The organism is Cupriavidus sp. H18C2 (genome assembly GCF_049393795.1).
In the GTDB taxonomy this organism is placed as follows: Bacteria; Pseudomonadota; Gammaproteobacteria; order Burkholderiales; family Burkholderiaceae; genus Cupriavidus; species Cupriavidus pauculus_C.
In genome coordinates, this window is sequence record NZ_CP186011.1 from 533,843 (window position 1) to 553,530 (window position 19,688).

At 72.9% G+C, this 19,688-nt stretch carries 2 protein-coding genes; both read right to left on the bottom strand.

The window, feature by feature from the left end; all coding sequences use genetic code 11:
* Positions 1-40: 40 nt before the first annotated feature.
* Complete coding sequence (locus tag EPAKOI_RS19030) at positions 41-11,881, bottom strand: amino acid adenylation domain-containing protein (protein ID WP_423194301.1); 11,841 nt, start codon at positions 11,879-11,881, stop codon at positions 41-43.
* On the bottom strand, positions 11,882-19,669 hold the full coding sequence (locus EPAKOI_RS19035; protein ID WP_423194302.1) for an amino acid adenylation domain-containing protein: 7,788 nt from the start codon (positions 19,667-19,669) through the stop codon (positions 11,882-11,884). It lies immediately after the preceding gene.
* Positions 19,670-19,688 lie beyond the last annotated feature (19 nt).

Below are 19,688 nucleotides of genomic sequence, written 5' to 3' on the forward strand. Positions count from 1 at the left end.
AAATCATTCGCATTTCTATTGCGAGGCGATTGCGGAATACCTACGTCGGGAGGGTTGCGGCACGGCGGTCTGCTACGTCGGCGGCGGACCCTGTCGTGCCAGGCGCCGGCGCGGGGGCATCGAGCCAGCGGGCAAGATCGGCCAGCAGCCGGGGATCCCGGACGATGGCGTGGTGGTCCACGCCGTCCAGCACGGCCTGGCCGGCCGGCTCGCCAGCCCGTTGCGCCAGCCGTGCGATGGCATCGTCACGACCCGTGCGCCACCACACAAACCGTGGCGCCTGTACGACAGGTATGGCCGCCTCCGCCGATACCAGCGCGCCAAGCCGATGCGCGGCGACGAACATCTGGGCCAGTTCGTCGGCGCCGGGCACCCCCTGCGTCGACGCCACCAGTGGCACCAGCAGTGCGGCCACGCCAGCCACATCGGGCGCGGCGGCCACCGGCGTGGGGATCGCCAGCGGCGCGCTGCCGGGCAGCAGACGCGCGGCGAACGCCTGCAACGCGGCGGGCCAGCCCGGTGCCTGGGTGTCGTCCGCTGGCGCGGCCTCGGGCACGAACGGGTCCACCAGACCCAGCCATTCCACTGCCTGCCCCTGCTGTTCGAGCTCGCGGGCCATCCACGTGGCCAGCGTGGCGCCGACCGACCAGCCGAGCAGGCGATACGGCCCCTGCGGCTGCGCGGCGCGCCATTCGCGCACGTAGTCGGCCGCCAGCGCGGCCAGCGACGTGTCGCGCCACGCTGGATCGCCCGCCGCGCGCGACTGGAAGCCGTAGACGGTGCAGTGGCGCCCCAGCGCGGCGGCGATGGCGTCGTAGTCGAACAGCGTGCCGAGCGCCGCGTGGACCACCGCCACCGGAGGCAGCGCGCCGGCGGCCGGCCCCTGCACCAGCGCGCGCAGCGCCGTCGGCGCGGACGGTGCCTCGGCCTGCCCGTCGGGCAGCAACTGGCCGATGGTCGGCGTGCGCATCAGGTCGCGCAGCTTCAGGTCGATGCCGAGCGTCTTGTTGGCCCGCACCCGCGAAATCACCTTCAGGCTCAGCAGCGAATCGCCGCCCAGCGTGAAGAAGTTGTCGTCCAGCCCCACGCGCGCCACGCCCAGCACGTCTTGCCAGACCTGCGCCAGCCAGCGCTGGGCCTCGGTGCGCGGCGCAACGAACTGGTCGGTCGTCACGGCCTCGGGCGCGGGCAGCGCGCGGCGGTCCAGCTTGCCGTTCGGCGTCATCGGCAGCGCGTCGAGTACGACGAATGCGGCCGGCACCATGTAGTCGGGCAGTTCGGCGGCCAGCGCGGCACGGATCGCTTCGACGTCGATGCGCGCACCTTCGGCGGCGACGACATAGGCCGCCAGCCGCGCACCGGATGGCCCGTCCACCGCCAGCACCGCCGCATTGGCAACGCCAGCCTGCGCGACGATCCGCGCCTCGATCTCGCCCGGCTCGATCCGGAAGCCCCGGATCTTGAGCTGTTGGTCGATCCGGCCTAGGTATTCAAGCTGCCCGTCGGGCAGCCAGCGGGCGAGGTCGCCAGTGCGATAGAGCCGCGCACCATCCTCGGCAAACGGGTCCGGCACGAAGCGCTCGGCCGTCATCGCCGCGCGGTTCAGATAGCCGCGCGCCAGCCCTTCGCCGCCGATATACAACTCCCCGGCCACGCCAGGCGGCACGAGATTCAGTTCGGCATCGAGCAGGTAGCAGCGGCGGTCGCCCACGGGACGGCCAATCGGCGCATACGTACCGGTGAAGTCGGCCGCGTCGGCCCGGACCTTCCACACCATCGGCGTGACCACGGTCTCGGTCGGGCCATAGCCGTTGATGTAGGTCCGGGCACCCAGCGCCCGGCGCGCCTGCGCGAAGGCGCCGCGCGGCATCGCCTCGCCGCCGAACGAGTAGAGCGCCACCGGCGGATGCTCGCCGCGTTGCTCGCAATGCTCGGCCAACTGGCGCAGGTAGGCCGGCGGAAAACCGGCGTTGGTCACGCCGTGTCGGGCCATGGCCTCGGCGGTCTGCTCGGGCGTCCAGAGCGTGTCATCGCGCAGCACCAGCGAGCCGCCGCAGGCCAGCGCGCAAAGCCAGCGCTCGTGGGCGCCATCGAACGCGAACGACAGGAAGTGCAGTTCGCGCGAGGCGTGCGTCATCTCGTAAAGCTCGATGGTCGCCGCCACATGCATCGCCAGCGGCCCGTGCGACACGCACACGCCCTTGGGCCGGCCCGTGGAGCCCGACGTGTAGATCACGTAGGCCAACTGCTCCGGATGGACGGCGACCTCGCCCAGCGGCGTCACATCGGCACTGACCATGTCGAGCGTCAGCACGGGCAGCGCGGCGGGGGCCGGCAGCACGTCGAGCAGCGCGGGCTCGGTCACCAGCAGCCGGATTTGGCTGTCGTCGAACAGGTAGGCCAGCCGGTCCTTCGGATAGCTGGGATCAAACGGCACATAGGCCGCCCCGGCCCGCATCACGGCCAGCAGCGCGACGATGATGTCGGGCGAGCGGGACAGCGCGATGCCGACGCGATCCTCGGCGCCGATGCCGCGCGCACGGAGCGTGGCCGCCAGCCGGTCCGCACGGACCAGCAGATCGCCATAGCGCAGCGACTGCTCGCCGCAGATCACGGCGATGGCATCAGGCTGCGCGGCGGCATGGCGGGCGATATGGGCGTGGACGGGCAGGCAGTCATCGGCCGGCGCGATGCCGTGGCCGATCTGCTTCAACGCGGCCAGCGCGTCCGGCGTCAGCAGGCTCCAGCGTCCTACCGTGCCGGCCGTGTCGATGCCGGCCAGCAGCGCCATCATCTGCGCGCCCAGCCGTTCCACCTGCGCCGCGTCGAACGCGCGCCGCATGTACGTGAAGCTCAGCCGCAGCGTCTGCCGCAGGCTCACCTCGACGTCCATCTCGTACTCGGTCAGGCCCGTGCTGCCCTGGGTCTCCAGCCGCAGCCCGCTGCGCGTGGCCGACGCCAGCGCGTCTTCCAGCGGGAAGTTTTCGAACACCAGGATGCTGTCGAACAGCCGCTGCCCGGCCTGGCCGCCCCAGCGCTGGATGTCGGACAGCGGCGTGTGGCCGTGCTCGCGCGCCGCCACGTTGAACGCCTGCAGCTGCCGCAGCCACTCGCCGATATCCTGCTCGGCGCGCGGCGTGGCGATGACCGGCAGCGTGTTGATGAACAGCCCAAGCATCTGCTGCGCGCCCGGCACGTCGGCCGGACGGCCCGCCACGGTGGCACCGAACGCCACGCGCCGCTGGCCCGTGTAGCGCTGCAACAGCAGCAGCCACGCGGCCTGCACCACGGTGTTCAGCGTCACCTTCTGCGTGCGCGCGAAAGCGGCCAGCCGGTCGGTCATCGCCTGGCTGCACGCCTGCTGCAACAGGCCGTAGCCCTGGCCCGACGCGGGCGCCTGCACGGTCTCCGCCAGCCGCGTCGGCGTGTCGAAGCCGTCCAGCGCGCCGGCCCAGAACGTCCGTGCCGCATCGGCATCGCGCGACTGGAGCCAGCCGATGTAGTCGGCAAAGCGGCCCGCCGGCGCGTTCACCGGCTCGCCGGCATAGCGCTGCAGCACTTCGCCCAGCAGTTGCGACGCGCTCCAGCCGTCGACCAGCAGGTGGTGGACCGTCCAGACCAGATGATGGCGGGCGGCACCGGTGCGCACCAGCGCCAGCCTCATCAGCGGCGGCTGTTCGAGGTCGAAGCCCCGTGCCAGTTCGTCGGCCGCCAGGGCGTCCAGCGCGGCCGCGTGGTCGTTGCGGCCCGACCAGTCATGCTCGGCTATCGGCAGCGCCACGTCGTGCGCCACCCATTGCAGCGGCTGCTCGCCGCGCGGGACAAAGCCCGTGCGCAGCGTGTCGTGGCAGGCCAGCGTGTCTTGCCACGCCCGCGCAAAGCGGGCCGGGTCCAGCCCGTCGATATCGACGCGCAACTGGTTGATGTAGGCATGGCCGGCATCGGCTCGCGCCACGCTGTGATACAGCATGCCGGCCTGCATCGGCGACAGCGGATAGATGTCCTGCACGCGCGCGGCGTCCAGGCCCAGGCTGTCCAGTTGCGGCTGCGACAGCCGCGCCAGCGGAAAATCGACGCTGCGCAGCGCGTCGCGGCGCCGGGCCGCCTGCGGGGCGGCTGCCGCTGACTCGGCCATCATGGTCGCGGCCTCAGCCACCACGGCCAGCGTCTGGCCCTCGAACAGGTGCTTCGGCGTCAGGTGCCAGCCCAGCGCCCGCATGCGGGCCACGATCTGCAGGCTCAGGATCGAATCGCCGCCCAGTTCGAAGAAGTTGTCGGCCCGGCCCACGCGCGCCACCTTCAGCACGTCGCGCCAGACTCCGGCCAGCGTTTCCTCGATCCCGGCCTGCGGCGCCTCATAGGCGGCCGTGCCCGTAAAGTCGGGCGACGGCAGCGCGCGGCGGTCCAGCTTGCCATTCGGCGTCACCGGCATGCGGTCCAGCACGACCACCGCGCCCGGCACCATGTAGTCCGGCAGCGCCTGCGCCAGCCACTGGCGCAGCGTGTCGGCCTGCGCCGTGGCACCGGCGGCCGGCACCACGTAGGCCACCAGCCGCGCCGGGCCGTCCTGCGTCTGCGCGATCACCACGGCCTCGCGCACGCTGTCGTGCGCCAGCAGCCGCGCCTCGATCTCGCCCAGTTCGATGCGCAGCCCGCGAATCTTCACCTGATGGTCCAGGCGGCCCAGATACTCGATCTGCCCGCTGGCCAGCCGCCGCGCGAGGTCGCCGGTGCGATAGAGCCGCTCGCCGTGCGAGCCGTGCGGATCGGCCACAAAGCGCTCGGCCGTCAGCGCCGCGCGGCCCAGATAGCCGCGCGCCAGCCCGGCGCCGCCAAGATAGAGTTCGCCGGCCACGCCATCGGGCACCGGTTGCAGCGCGGCGTCCAGCACGTGGGCGCTGACGTTGGCAATCGGGTGGCCGATCGGCACCACGTGGCCGGGGTCGGTGCAGCAGGTCCAGTGCGTGACGTCGATGGCCGCCTCGGTGGGGCCGTACAGGTTGTGCAGCCCCGCGTGCGGCAGCAGCGCCAGCGTGCGGCGCGCCAGGTCGGCGGGCAACGCCTCGCCGCTGCAGACGATATGACGCAGCGTGCCGCAGGCGCCCGCCACGGCCGCATCGGCGACGAACGCCTGCAGCATCGACGGCACGAAGTGCAGCGTCGTGACCCGATGCTGCGCGATCAGCGCGGCAATGCGCTGCGGATCGCGGTGATCGCCCGGCGCGGCCAGCGCCAGCCGCGCGCCGGTCATCAGCGGCCAGAAGAACTCCCAGACCGACACGTCAAAGCTGAACGGCGTCTTCTGCAGCACGGTGTCGGCGCCATCGAGCCGGTATTGCCGCTGCATCCACCAGAGCCGGTTGAACAGCGCGCCGTGGCGGTTGGCGGCACCCTTGGGCCGCCCTGTCGAGCCCGACGTGTAGATGATGTAGGCCAAATGCTCGGGCGACAGCGCCGGCGCGGGATTGCCCGCGTCGGCATCGTCGTGCCCGGCCGCCGCGCGCAGGTCCAGCGGCGTGATCGCGTGCGACAGCGGCGGCATCGCGTCCGGCCGTTGCACCAGCACCAGCGCCACGCCGCTGTCCTCGATCATGTAGCGCAGGCGGTCGGCCGGGTAGTCCGGATCGAACGGCACATAGGCGCCGCCGGCCTTCAGGATGGCCAGCAGCGCCACCACCATCTCGAATGAGCGCTCGGCCAGCACGCCCACGGGCACGTCCGGCCCCACGCCGCGTGCGATCAGCCGGTGCGCCAGTGCGTTGGCGCGGCGGTTCAGCGCGCCGTAGGTCAGCGACTGGTCGCCCAGGCACAGCGCGATGGCGTCGGGTTGCGCGGCGGCGTGGGCTTCGAACAGGCGATGCACGGGCTGGCTGGGCGGATACGGCTCGGCCACGGCGCCTTGCGCCAGCGCGGCACGCGCATCGGCAGGCGCCAGCAGGCCGATGCCCGCCAGCGGGCGCGCGGCGTCGGCAGCCATCTGGCGCAGCACCGCGAACACGCTGGCGGCCAGTTGCCGCGCATGGTCCTCGGCCAGCAGCGCGCGGTCGAAGCGGCAGGTCAGGTGCAGCGGATCGGCCTGGTTCTGCGCGAACAGCAGCGTCAGCGGGTAGTTGGTCTCGGCAAGGTTGCGCACGCCCGAGAACGCCAGCCCGCCCGGCGTGCGGCGCAGCGCGGCATCCACGGGGTAGTTCTCGAACACGACGATCGAGTCGAACAGCGCCTGCCCGCCGTGGCCGGCCCAGCGCTGGATGTCGTAGAGCGGCGTGTGCTCGTGCTCGCGGATGGCAAGGTTGCGCGCCTGCACCTCGCGCAGCCAGTCGCCCACGGTCATGGCGGCTTGCGGCGCGGCCACCACGGGCAGCGTGTTGATGAACAGCCCGAGCATCTGCTGCGCGGCCGGCAGGTCGGCCGGGCGCCCGGCCACCGTGGCGCCAAACGCCACGCACGGCTGGTTCGTGCAGCGTTGCAGCACCAGCAGCCACGCGGCCTGCACCAGCGTGTTCAGCGTCACCTTCTGCGCGCGGGCAAAGCTGGCCAGCGCGGCGGTTTCGTCGGCATCGAGCTGGTGATGGTGCTCGCCCTGGCCCTGGCCGCTTTCCGGCGCCGGCAGCGCGGCCAGCAGCCGGGTCGGGGCGTCCAGCGGTGCAAGCTGTTGTTGCCAGAACGCCCGGCTGGCGTCGGCATCGCGCGACTGGAGCCAGCCGATGTAGTCGCCAAAGCGGCCCGCCGTGGCGGGCGGCGCCTCGCCGGCGTAGTGGCGCAGCACCTCGCCGAGTAGCTGGGCCGTGCTCCAGCCGTCCAGCAGCAGGTGGTGGACGGTCCAGACCAGATGATGCTGGTCCGGCCCGGTGCGCAGCAGCGCCACGCGCATCAGCGGCGGCCGGGCAAGGTCGAAGCCCATGGCGCGCTCGCTGGCGGCAAAGACGTCGATCTCGGCCGCGTCGCGCCCGGTCCAGTCTTCGATCCGCACCGGCAGCGCCACGTCGCGGGCCACCCACTGCAGCGGCTGGCCGGCGCGATGAAGAAAGCCGCAGCGCAGGCTGTCATGGCGGGCCAGCGCGGCCTGCCACGCGGCCGTGAAGCGCGCCGGATCGACACCGGTCACGTCCACGCGCAACTGGTTGGTATAGGCGCTGCCGTGCTCGCCGAACACGCTGTGGAACAGCATGCCGGCCTGCATCGGCGACAGCGGATACAGGTCGGCCGTGGCGGCCGGGTCCAGCGCCAGCGCGTCCAGCTCGGCCTGCGACAGCCGCGCCAGCGGGAAGTCGGACGGCGTCAGCCCGACGGCGCCCGACGTGCAGTGGTTGACCACGTCCTCCAGCGCCACGCGCAGGCTGGCAGCCAGCGCGTCGATGGCGGAGGCATCGTAGCGGCCACGCGCATAGGCCAGCGACAGCCGCAGTTGGCCATCCTGCACCTGCCCGCTGACGGCCAGCGGATGCGACAGCGGCGTGGCGGCGTCCTGGTTGGCGCCGGTGGCACCGGCCGCGCGCTGCCACGGGGCGTCGCCCGCCAGCGTGGCATCGACCTGCCCGAGGTAGTTGAAGACGACCTCCGGCCGCGGCACGGCGGCCAGGGCCTGCTGCTGCGCGGGCGTGCCAAAGCGGCGCAGCAGCCCGTAGCCGATGCCTTCGCCCGGTACCGCCCGCAGTTGCTCCTTCACGGCGCGGATGGCGTGGCCCACGTCGCCGCTGGCGTCCAGCGCCACCGGAAACACCGTCGTGAACCAGCCGACCGTGCGGCTCAGGTCGATGGCGTCATCGACGCCGGCCGCGCGGCCATGGCTTTCCAGATCGATCAGCACCTGCGCGCGCTGCGTCCAGCCCGACAGCGCGCGGGTCAGCGCGGTCAGCAGCAGGTCGTTGACGCGCGTGCGGTAGGCGGCCGGCGCGCGTTGCAGCAGCGCCTGCGTCAGGTCGGCCGGCAGGGTCAGGTGGACATGCGCGCGCGCTGCCATCGTGCACGGCGCGTTGGCATCGACGGTCGGCAGCGTGGCGTCGATGCCAGCCAGCGCCTGCCAGTGCGGCAACTCGTCGGCCCGGCGCGCGGCGTGGTCGCGCAGCGCCAGCGCCCAGCGCTGGTACGACGCGGTGCGCGGCGGCAGCGCGGGCGTGTCGCCTTGCAGGCGCTGGCGATAGGCCGCCAGCAGGTCTTCCACGAGCACGCGCCACGACACGCCGTCGACAACGACGTGGTGAATCACCAGCAGCAGTTGCCACGCGCCACCGGTTTCCAGCGCCACGGCCCGTAGCAGCGGACCATTGGCGATATCGAGGCTGCGCTGGGCCGCCTCGCAGTGCGCCAGCCGCCCGGCTTCGTCGTCGGCATGGCGCACCCACAGCAGATCGGCGCACGCCTCCGCGTCGGCATAGACCTGCTGCCAGCCGCTGCCATCAGGGGTGAAGCGCAGCCGCAGCGCGTCGTGATGGGCGACGATGTCGTCCACGGCCTGGCGCAGCGCGTCGGTATCCAGGCCGTCGCGGCAGTCCAGCAGCACCGACTGGTTCCAGTGGTCGCGGCGCGGCATCGGCTGGGCGAAGAAGTCGGCCTGGATCGGCAGCAGCGGCACGGCGCCACGCGGCGCGGCATGGTCGTCGACGGCGTCGGCGCCCACCGGCACCGCCACGGCGGCCAGTTCGGCCAGCGTCTGGCGCTCGAACAACTGGCGTGGCGTCAGCAGCCAGCCCGCCGCGCGGGCCCGCGCGACAATCTGCAGGCTCAGGATCGAATCGCCGCCCAGTTCGAAAAAGTTGTCGGCCCGGCCTACGCGCGGCACGGCCAGCACGGCCGCCCAGATGGCGGCCAGCGCGGTCTCGGCATCGCCCTCGGGCGCGACGAACGCCTGTGCGCTGTCGAACGTCGGCGCGGGCAGCGCGCGGCGGTCGAGCTTGCCGTTCGGCGTCATCGGCAGCGCGTCGAGCACCACGAACGCGGCCGGCACCATGTAGTCGGGCAGTTCGGCAGCCAGCGCGGAGCGGATTGCTTCGATGTCGATGCGCACCCCGTCGGCGGCGACGACATAGGCCGCCAGCCGCGCACCGGATGGCCCGTCCACCGCCAGCACCACCGCATGGGCGACGCCAGCCTGCGCGACGATCCGCGCCTCGATCTCGCCCGGCTCGATCCGGAAGCCCCGGATCTTGAGCTGTTGGTCGATCCGGCCCAGGTATTCAAGCTGACCGTCCGGTAGCCAGCGGGCGAGGTCGCCGGTGCGATAGAGCCGTGCGCCGTCGTCGGCAAATGGGTCCGGCACGAAGCGCTCGGCCGTCATCGCCGCGCGGTTCAGGTAGCCGCGCGCCAGCCCTTCGCCGCCGATATACAACTCCCCGGCCACGCCGGGCGGCACGAGGTTCAGTTCGGCATCGAGCAGGTAGCAGCGGCGGTCGCCCACGGGGCGGCCAATCGGCGCGTAGGTGCCGGTGAAGTCGGCCGCCTCGGCCCGGACCTTCCACACCATCGGCGTGACCACGGTCTCGGTCGGGCCGTAGCCGTTGATGTAGGTCCGGGCACCCAGCGCCCGGCGCGCCTGCGCAAAGGCGCCGCGCGGCATCGCCTCGCCGCCGAACGAGTAGAGCGCCACCGGCGGATGCTCGCCGCGTTGCTCGCAATGCTCGGCCAACTGGCGCAGGTAGGCCGGCGGAAAACCGGCGTTGGTCACGCCGTGTCGGGCCATGGCCTCGGCGGTCTGCTCGGGCGTCCAGAGCGTGTCATCGCGCAGCACCAGCGAGCCGCCGCAGGCCAGCGCGCAAAGCCAGCGCTCGTGGGCGCCGTCGAACGCGAACGAGAGGAAGTGCAGTTCCCGGGACGCCGGGCTCATCTCGTAAAGCTCGATGGTCACCGCCACATGCATCGCCAGCGGCCCGTGCGACACGCATACGCCCTTGGGCCGCCCCGTGGAGCCCGACGTGTAGATCACGTAGGCCAACTGGTCCGGATGGACGGCGACCTCGTCCAGCGGCGCCACATCGGCACTGACCATGTCCAGCGTCAGCACAGGCAGCGCGGCGGGGGCCGGCAGCACGTCGAGCAGCGCCGGCTCGGTCACCAGCAGCCGGATTGCGCTGTCGTCGAACAGGTAGGCCAGCCGGTCCTTCGGATAGCTCGGGTCGAACGGTACGTAGGCGGCGCCGGCCCGCATCACGGCCAGCAGCGCGACGATGATGTCGGGCGAGCGGGACAGCGCGATGCCGACGCGATCCTCGGCGCCGATGCCGCGCGCACGCAGCGTAGCGGCCAGCCGGTCGGCGCGGGCCAGCAGATCGCCATAGCGCAGCGATTGCTCGCCGCAGATCACGGCGATGGCATCAGGCTGCGCGGCGGCATGGCGGGCGATATGGGCGTGGACGGGCAGGCAGTCATCGGCCGGCGCGATGCCGTGGCCGATCTGCAGCAGTGCGTCGCGCTCGCTGCTGTCGAGCAGGTCCACGGCGCCGAGCGCCACGGACGGGTCATCGGCCAGTTGCCCCAGCAGCCGCAGGTAGTGGCGTGCCAGCCGCTGCACGGTGGCCGCGTCGAACAGTTCGCGCGCGTAGAGGAACGACGCGTGAATGCGGCCGGCCGAGTCTTCGCGCGTGTCGAGCGTCAGTTCCAGCGCCGTGCTGCGCTCGCCCACGGGCGCGCTTTCGAGTTCGAGGTCGGGCAGCGACACCCGCGCGGCGCGGTCGCCCCGCCGATGGTTGTGCACGACCTGGAACAGCGGGTGGTAGCTGATGCTGCGCGCCGGTTGCAGCGCATCCACCAGTTGCTCGAATGGCAGGTCCTGGTGCGCCTGCGCGCCCAGCACGGCCTGCCGGATGCCGTCCAGCAGCGCAGATAGCGGCTGGCGCCCGTCAATGCGGCCGCGCACGATCTGCGTGTTGACGAACAGGCCCACCACGCGCTCGGTCTCGATGCGGTTGCGGCCGGCCACCGGCACGCCGACGCAGATGTCGCCGCTGCCCGTGTAGCGGTGCAGCAGCGCGTGGAAGCCGGCCAGCAGCGCCATGAACAGCGTGCCGCCCTGGGCCTGTGCGCGCGTGCGCAGCCGGGCGGCCAGCATGTCGGGCAGGTCGATCTCGCACCGGTCGGCCACGTATGACGCGGCGGCCGGGCGCGGGCGGTCGGTCGGCAGCGCCAGTACGTCGGGTGCGCCGGCCAGCGTGTCGCACCACCACGCCAGTTGGCGCTCGCGTTCGCCGGCTTCGAGCCAGTTGCGTTGCCAGGCCGCGTAGTCGGCGTAGCCGATGGGCTGCGCCGGCAGCACCAGCGCCTGGCCGGCGCGTTGCGCGCGGTATGCGGCGGCCAGTTCGTCGATTAGCAACTGCATCGACCAGCCATCGGAGACGATGTGATGCATCACCAGCACCAGCCGGTGGGCCTGCGCGCCCAGCTTCAGCAGGTGCACGCGCAGCAGCGGCGCGTGGCCGAGGTCGAACGGTGCCTCGGCAATGGCGGCGGCGCGGGCATCGGCGGCAGACGGGTCGGCCGACAGGTCGGTGACCGGTAGCGCGATCGTCACCGCCGGGCGCACCCGCTGCGTGACCTGGCCATCGGCATCGGCCACAAAGGCGGTGCGCAGCGCGTCGTGGCGCTGGGCCAGCACGGCAAAGGCGGCTTCCAGCGCGGGCACGTCCAGCGTGCCGCGCAGGTCGACGCTGCTGCTGATGTGATACGCGGCGCTGTCCGGCTCGAAGCGGTGCAGGAACCACTGCCGCTGTTGCGCATACGACAGCGGCGCGTCATGCACGGCGCCGGCGTCGGGGCGCGGCAGCGCGGGAATCGGCAGTTGCGCGAATGCGATGCCTTGCTCGGCCATCTTGTCGAGGAAGGCGCGGCGCTGGGCCGGCGCCAGCGTGGCAAAGCGCGCGGCCAGACGCGCCGCGGTGTTGGCTTCGATCATTCAGACTGACTCCAGGGAATTGGCAAACGCTTCAAGCTCCAGCAGGGCGGCTTCGTCGGCATGGCGCTGCTGCGACGGCAGCGCGGCGGCCAGCTCGGCCAGCGTCGCCGCGCCGAACAGCAGCGCCAGCGGCGCGTCGATGCCGAGTTCGCCCTGGATGCGGGAGAGAAGCTGGACGGCCAGCAGCGAGTGGCCGCCCAGGGCAAAGAAGTTGTCATGGCGATGCACCACGGGCACGTGCAGCAGGTCTTGCCAGATGGCGGCCAGCCGGATCTCCACGTCGCCCTGCGGCGGCTCGCCGGCGGTGGCCAGCGGGGCATTGGCCGTGGGCAGCGCGCGGCGGTCCAGCTTGCCGTTGGCGGTCAGCGGCAGCGCATCGAGCAGCACGATGGCGGCCGGCACCATATGGCCCGGCAGCACGGCCGCCAGCGCGCGGCGCAGCGCGGCCGCATCGGGCTGCGCGCCGGCGTCGGGCACGGCATAGCCCACGAGCTGCACGCCGGTGTCGGCCGATGCGGCGATGACGGCGGCCTGCCGGATGCCCGGCAGCGCGGCCAGTTGCGCGGCGATTTCGCCGGGCTCCACGCGGAAGCCGCGGATCTTGACCTGGTCGTCGATACGGCCCAGGTACGCGAAGCGCCCGTCGGCATGGCGCCGCACGCGGTCGCCGGTGCGATACAGGCGCGCGCCGTCGGCTGCGAACGGGTCCGGCACGAAGCGGTCCGCCGTCAGTGCCGCGCGGCCCAGGTAGCCGCGCGCCAGGGCCGGGCCGCCCAGGTACAGCTCGCCGGCCACGCCATCGGGCAGCGGCTGCAAGTCGGCGTCCAGCACGTGCGCGACGGTGCCGGCCAGCGGCTGGCCCAGCGGCAGGCCGGCGCCGGGCTGGGGCGTGGTGCCGGCCACATGGACCAGCACGCCGACCGTGGTTTCGGTCGGCCCGTAGTGATTGACGAGCCGGCAGTCCGGCCGCGCCGCGTGGATGCGCGCGCGCAGCGCGGCGTCGGTGGCCTCGCCGCCGAGCACGAGCGTATGCGCGGGCAGCACGTCGGCCTCTGGCACGCCGGCCGCCGCCGCGCCATCGAGCAGCGCCCGCAGGTGGCTTGGCACGATCTTGAGCACGTCGACGCCATGGCCGGCCATGTCGCGCGCGAACGCCGCCGCATCGAACACGCAGCGGCGCTCGGGCAGGTGCAGCGCGGCGCCGCTGGCCAGCGCGCCGAACAGCACGGTGTGGCCCAGGTCGGCGGCCGGCGTGGACACCATCGCCATGCGCAGGCCCGGCGGCAGCGCCAGTTCGGCCAGTACGCCATGCAGGTAGTGCGCCAGCGCCGCGTGCGAGATGCCCACTCCCTTGGGCCGGCCGGTGGAGCCGGACGTGTAGATCACGTAGGCCAGATGCCGTGGATCGAGGTTGACCGCCGGGTTGGCGGCGTCGCCGTCATACAGCGCCGGCGCCGTCAGGTCGATCACCGGCACGGCGCACGCGGCCGTCTGCGGCAGGCCGGCGTGGCGCGTCAGCAGCAGCGTCACGCGGCTGTCGTCGACCATGTAGGCCAGCCGGTCGGCCGGGTAGTCGGGATCGAACGGCACGTAGACGCCGCCGGCCTTGAGGATGCCCAGCAGTGCCACGACCATTTCCACCGAGCGCTCGGCCAGCACGCCCACGGGCACGTCGGGCCCGACGCCGCGCGCCAGCAACCGCGCGGCCAGCGCGTTGGCGCGGCGGTTGAGTTCGCGGTAAGTCAGCGTCTGGCCGTCGGCGGTCAGCGCAACGGCGTCCGGCGTGGTGGCCGCGTGGGCCTCGAACCGGTAGTGGGCCAGCGGCTGCACCGGCACCGGCGCGGGCGGCGCGGCCACCGATGCCGGCGACAGGCCGATCTGGCCCAGCGGACGCGCCGCATCGCGCGCCATGTCCCGCATCACGTGGTACAGGCTCTGCGCCAGCCGCTGCGCCTGCGCGTCATCGATCCGCGCGCGGTCGAAGCGGCAGGTCAGGCGCAGCACGTCGGTCTGCGCCAGCACCAGCGTCAGCGGATAGTTGGTCTCGGCGCGGTTGGTGACGTTGCCGAAGGCGAGCCCGCCCGGCGCGGTGCGCAGCGCGGCATCCACCGGGTAGTTCTCGTACACGACGATCGAGTCGAACAGCGCCTGCCCGCCGTGGCCGGCCCAGCGCTGGATGTCGTAGAGCGGGGTGTGCTCGTGCTCGCGCAGCGCCAGGTTCAGCGCCTGCACCTCGCGCAGCCAGTCGCCCACGGTCTGCTGCGCGCGTGGCGCGGCCACCACGGGCAGCGTGTTGATGAACAGGCCCAGCATCTGCTGCGCGGCGGGCAGGTCGGCCGGGCGCCCGGCCACGGTGGCGCCGAATGCCACGCCGTCCTGCCGCGTGGCGCGTTGCAGCACCAGCAGCCACGCGGCCTGCACCAGCGTGTTCAGCGTCACCTTCTGCGCGCGGGCAAAGCTGGCCAGCGCGGCGGTCTCGGCGGCATCCAGCAGATGGTGCTGTTCGGCATGGCCGGCCGCGTGGGCCGCCGGCGCCGGCAGCGCCGCCATCAGTTGCGTGGGCGATTCCAGCCGGCGCAGGCTGGCCTGCCAGAACGCCTGGCTGGCCGTGGCATCGCGCGACTGGAGCCAGCCGATGTAGTCGGCAAAGCGGCTGCCCGACGCGGCCAGCGGCTCGCCGGCGTAGTGCCGCAGCACTTCGCCCAGCAGTTGCGCGGTGCTCCAGCCATCCAGCAGCAGGTGGTGGACGGTCCAGACCAGATGATGGCGAGCGGCGCCCGTGCGCAGCACCGCCAGCCGCATCAGCGGCGGGCGGTCCAGGTCGAAGCGCTGCGCGAGCTGGTCCTGCGCGAAGCGGTCGAGCGCGGCAGCGTCGCGGCCGGTCCAGTCCTCGGCCATGACGGGCAGCGCCACGTCCCTGGCTACCCACTGCAGCGGCTGGTCGCCGCGATGGAGAAAGCCGCTGCGCAGACTGTCGTGCCGCGCCAGCGCGGCGCGCCATGCGACGACAAAGCGGTCGGCGTCCAGCCCGTCCACGTCCACCCGTAGCTGGTTCGTGTAGGCGCTGCCGGCGGGCGCGTACAGGCAGTGGAACAGCATGCCGGCCTGCATCGGCGAGAGCGGGTAGATGTCCTGCACCTGCGCGGCGTCCAGGCCCAGCGCGTCGAGCCCGGCCTGCGTCAGCCGCGCCAGCGGGAAGTCCGACGGCGACATGCCCTGCGCGCCCGAGGTGCAGTGCGCGATGACGGCTGCCAGCTCGGCGCGGATCGCGTCGGCCAGTCGTTCGATGGTGGCGCCGCGATGCCGCGTACGGCTGAACGCCAGCGTCAGGTGAAGCTGGCCGTCGAACACCTGCCCGCTGATCGACAGCGGATGCGACAGCGGCGCGGACGGGTCTTGCGTGGTCCCCGTGGCGCCCGACGAACGCCGCCACGGGGCGTCGTCGGCCAGCGTGGCGTCGAACTGGCCCAGGTAGTTGAAAACCACCTGCGGGCGCGGCACGGCGGCCAGCGCCTGTTGCTGCGCGGGCGTGCCGAAGTGGCGCAGCAGGCCGAAGCCGATGCCTTCGCCGGGCACCGCGCGCAATTGCTCCTTGACGGCGCGGATGGCGTGGCCCAGGTCGCCGCTGGCGTCGAGCGCTACCGGGAACAGCGTGGTGCACCAGCCGACCGTGCGGCTCAGGTCGATGGCGTCGTCGACACCGGCCGCGCGGCCATGGCTTTCCAGGTCGACCAGCACCTGCGGACGCCCGGCCCAGTTGCCGAGCGCACGTGTCACGGCGGTCAGCAGCAGGTCGTTGACACGCGTGCGGTAGGCGGCCGGCGCGCGTTGCAGCAGCGCCTGCGTCAGATCGGCGGGCAACGTCAGCGTGACGTCGGCGCGGTCGGCGAGCGTCGCGCTTGCCGTGGCATCGTCGGCCGGCAGCGCGGCGTCGATGGCGGCCAGCGCCTGCCAGTGCGGCAGTTCGTCGGCCCGGCGCGCGGCGTGGTCGCGCAGGACCAGCGCCCAGCGCTGGTATGACGCGGTGCGCGGCGGCAACTTTGGGGCCTCGCCTTGCAGGCGCTGGCGATAGGCCGCGAGCAGGTCTTCCACGAGCACGCGCCACGACACGCCATCGACGGCCAGGTGGTGGATGACGAGCAGCAACTGCCACGAGCCGCCGGTTTCCAGCGCCACGGCGCGCAGCAGCGGACCGTTGGCGATATCGAGGCTGCGCTGGGCCGCCTCGCAGTGCGCCAGTCGCCCGGATTCGTCATCGGCGTGGCGCACCCAGAGCAGGTCCGTGCAGGGCTCGGCGGCCGCATAGACCTGCTGCCACGCACCGTCGCGCTGCGTGAAGCGTAGCCGCAGCGCGTCGTGATGGCCCACGAGATCGCCCAGCGCCTGCGACAGCGCCGCCAAGTCGGGCGCGGCGTGGCAGTCCAGCAGCACCGACTGGTTCCAGTGATGGCGATTGGCCAGCGGCAGCGCGAAGAAGTCGGCCTGGATCGGCAGCAGCGGCACGGCACCGGTTGGCGCGGCGTCGTCCACGGCGGCGGACGCGCGCGTGGCCACGGCGGCCAGTTCGGCCAGCGTCTGGCGCTCGAACAACTGGCGCGGCGTCAGCAGCCAGCCAGCCGCGCGGGCGCGCGCCACGATCTGCAGGCTCAGGATCGAATCGCCGCCCAGTTCGAAGAAGTTGTCGGCGCGGCCTACGCGCGGCAGGCCCAGCACCTCGGCCCAGATGGCCGCCAGCGCGGTTTCCGCGTCGCCTTCGGGCGCGACGAACGCCTGCGCGTTGTCGAAGGCCGGCGCGGGCAGCGCGCGACGGTCCAGCTTGCCGTTGGGCGTCAGCGGCAGCGCGTCGACCACCACGAACGCGGCCGGCACCATGTAATCCGGCAGTTCGTCGCCCAGCGCCGCACGCAGCGCCGGCACGTCGGGCGTGCTGCCGGCCACCGGCACCACGTAGGCCACCAGCCGCGCACCGGACGGCCCGTCCACGGCCAGCACGGCGGCGTTGCCGATGCCGCCGTGCGCCATGATCCGCGCCTCGATCTCGCCCGGCTCGATCCGGAAGCCGCGAATCTTGACCTGCTGGTCGATGCGGCCCAGGTATTCGAGTTCGCCATCGGGCAGCCAGCGCGCAAGGTCGCCGGTGCGATAGAGCCGCGCGCCATCGGTGGCAAACGGGTCGGGGATAAAGCGCTCGGCGGTCAGGGCGGGGCGGTTCAGGTAGCCGCGCGCGAGGCCGTCGCCAGCGATATAGAGTTCACCGGCCACGCCGGGCGGCACCGGGTTCAGGCCCGGATCGAGCACGCGCACGCCCAGGTCTGGAATGCGGGCGCCGATGGGGCTGCGCGCGCGGCTGCTTGGGTCCAGGTCGGCGCGCGTGATCGGCCGGTATGTGACGTGCACCGTGGTCTCGGTGATGCCGTACATGTTGATCAGGCGCGGCGACGCATCGCCGAAATGGTCGATCCACGGCTGCAGCGCCTGCGGGTCCAGCGCCTCGCCGCCGAAGATGACGTGGCGCAGCGCCAGTGGTGCGCCATAGAGCTCGGGCTGGGCCAGCAGCGCGCGGAACGCCGACGGCGTCTGGTTCAGCACGGTCACGCGGGCCTGCCGCAGCAGCGCGATGAAGTCCTGCGGTGAGCGGCTCATGTGGAACGGCACGATCACGAGCTGGCCGCCGTGGCACAGCGCGCCGAAGACTTCCCACACCGAGAAATCGAACGCGTAGGAGTGGAACAGCGTCCAGACATCGTCGGCGCCAAAGCCGAACCAGTGCTGCGTGGCCGCCAGCAGCCGCGACAGGTTGCCGTGCTGGAGCTGCGCGCCCTTGGGCCGGCCCGTGGAGCCCGAGGTATAGATCACGTAGGCCAGGTGGTCGGGCCGCACGTCGACGGTGGGCGCTTGGTCGGGCCAGCCGTCGTTGTCGTCGCCGTCGAGCAGCAGCACCGGCAGGCCGTCGCGTGCGGGCAGCAGGCCGCGCAGGCTGGCCTGCGTCAGCAGCGCGGCAATGCCGCTGTCCGCGAACAGGTAGGCCAGCCGCTCGGCCGGGTAGGCGGGATCGAACGGCACGTAGGCGCCGCCGGCCTTCAGGATCGCCAGCATGGCGACGATCATCGCGGGCGAACGCTCCAGCGCGATGCCGACGCGCGACTCCGGCCCCACGCCAAGCGCGATCAGGCGATGGGCCAGCCGGTTGGCGCGGCGGTCCAGTTCGCCGTAGGTCATCGTGGTGTCGCCGTAGCGCAGCGCGATGGCGTCCGGGCGCTGCGTCGCGTGGCGCGCGATCTGCCGATGGGCGGGCTCGGGGTCGGCCACGCGCTGCGCGGGCCGGCCTGCGGCGCGCTGATGCGCCAGCGCGGCGGCGTCGTCGGCCGCCTCGCCATCGAGCAGCGGCGTGGCCGTGAGCGGCAGGTCGGGATTGGCCAGCAGGCCGGACAACTGCGTGACGTAGTGACGCAGCAGGCGCTGCGCCGTGGCGGCGTCGAACAGCGCGGTGTCGTATTCGAGATGGAGCGCGGTGGCGTCGGGCGCCTGTTCGACGTCGAGGATCAGGTCGAACTTGGCGCCGGTCGCGCGGGCCTCGACGGCCTCGGTGCGCAGGCCCGGCAGCGCCAGCGGGGCGGCGCCTGCCGTATTGCGCAGGTTGAACATGACCTGGAACAGCGGCGTGCGGCCGGCGTCGCGCGGCACCTGCATGCCGTCGAGCAGCACTTCGAACGGCAGCGCCGCATGGCCCAGCGCACCCAGCGCGTCGGCGCGCAGCGCTTCGCAGAGGCGGCGGCCGGTCATGCCCGGCAGCAGGCGCGAGCGGTAGACGTGCGTGTTGGCGAAGAAGCCGACCACGTCGTCAAAGCCGTCGCCGTCGCGGCCCGCGTGCGGCACGCCGACCGCGAAGTCGTCCTGCCCCGCGTAGCGGCCCAGCAGGGCCTGCCACGCGGCCAGCAGCGCCACGAACGGCGTGGCGCGCTGGGCGGCGCAGAACGTGCGCAGCGCACTGGCGATGGGCACCGGCAGCGGCGTGCTGACGCGCCGCGCGATGTGTTCGGCCTCGGCGCCATGCGGTCGGTCGGTCGGCAGTTGCAGCGCGGGCACGTGGCTGCCCAGCAGCCGCTGCCACCAGTCGCGCTGGGCGTCGAGCGCGCCGCTGGCCAGTGCCGCACGCTGCTGTCGGGCGTGGGCGGCGAAGGTGGCGGCAGGTGCCGGCAGCGCGATTTCGTCGCCGGCCAGCGCCTGGGCGTAGGCGGCGGACAGGTCGCGTGCGATGACCGCGTTCGACACGGCGTCGGAGACGATGTGGTGCAGCGACAGCAGCAGCACGTGGTCGTCGGCGCCGCGCGCGAGCAGCGTGGCGCGCAGCAGCGGCGCCTGGGCGAGGTCGAACGGGCGAGCCGCTTCGGCGTCGATGCGGGCGTGCAGCGCGGCGTCACCGGCGGCCAGCGGCGCCTCGGCCAGCGCGAAGGCCGGCGCCGGTTCCACCACCTGCCGGGGCAGCGCGCCCGGCGCCTGCCCATCGGCCACGAAGCGCGTGCGCAGCGCGGGATGCCGGGCCAGCACGGCGCGCAGCGCGCGTTCCAGCGCGGCACGGTCCAGCGCGCCGCGCAGCACGAACGCGCGCGTCTGGTTGTAGGCGGTGCTGCCCGGCTCATACTGCAGCAGGAACCACAGCCGCTGCTGCGAGAACGACAGCGGCGCGTCCTGCGCGGCGTCGGTGGCGGGCGCCGGCGGGGTGTCGGCGTCCTGTTCGAGCAGCAGCGCCAGCAATGCGGCCTGCTCGGCGGAGGGCGAGGGCGTCATGAATTCGGGTCCTGATGGA

Excerpts from the sequence above, each read along its gene's own strand:
- EPAKOI_RS19035 (WP_423194302.1), bottom strand. The coding sequence starts at position 19,669 with ATGACGCCCTCGCCCTCCGCCGAGCAGGCCGCATTGCTGGCGCTGCTG.
- EPAKOI_RS19030 (WP_423194301.1), bottom strand. The coding sequence starts at position 11,881 with ATGATCGAAGCCAACACCGCGGCGCGTCTGGCCGCGCGCTTTGCCACG.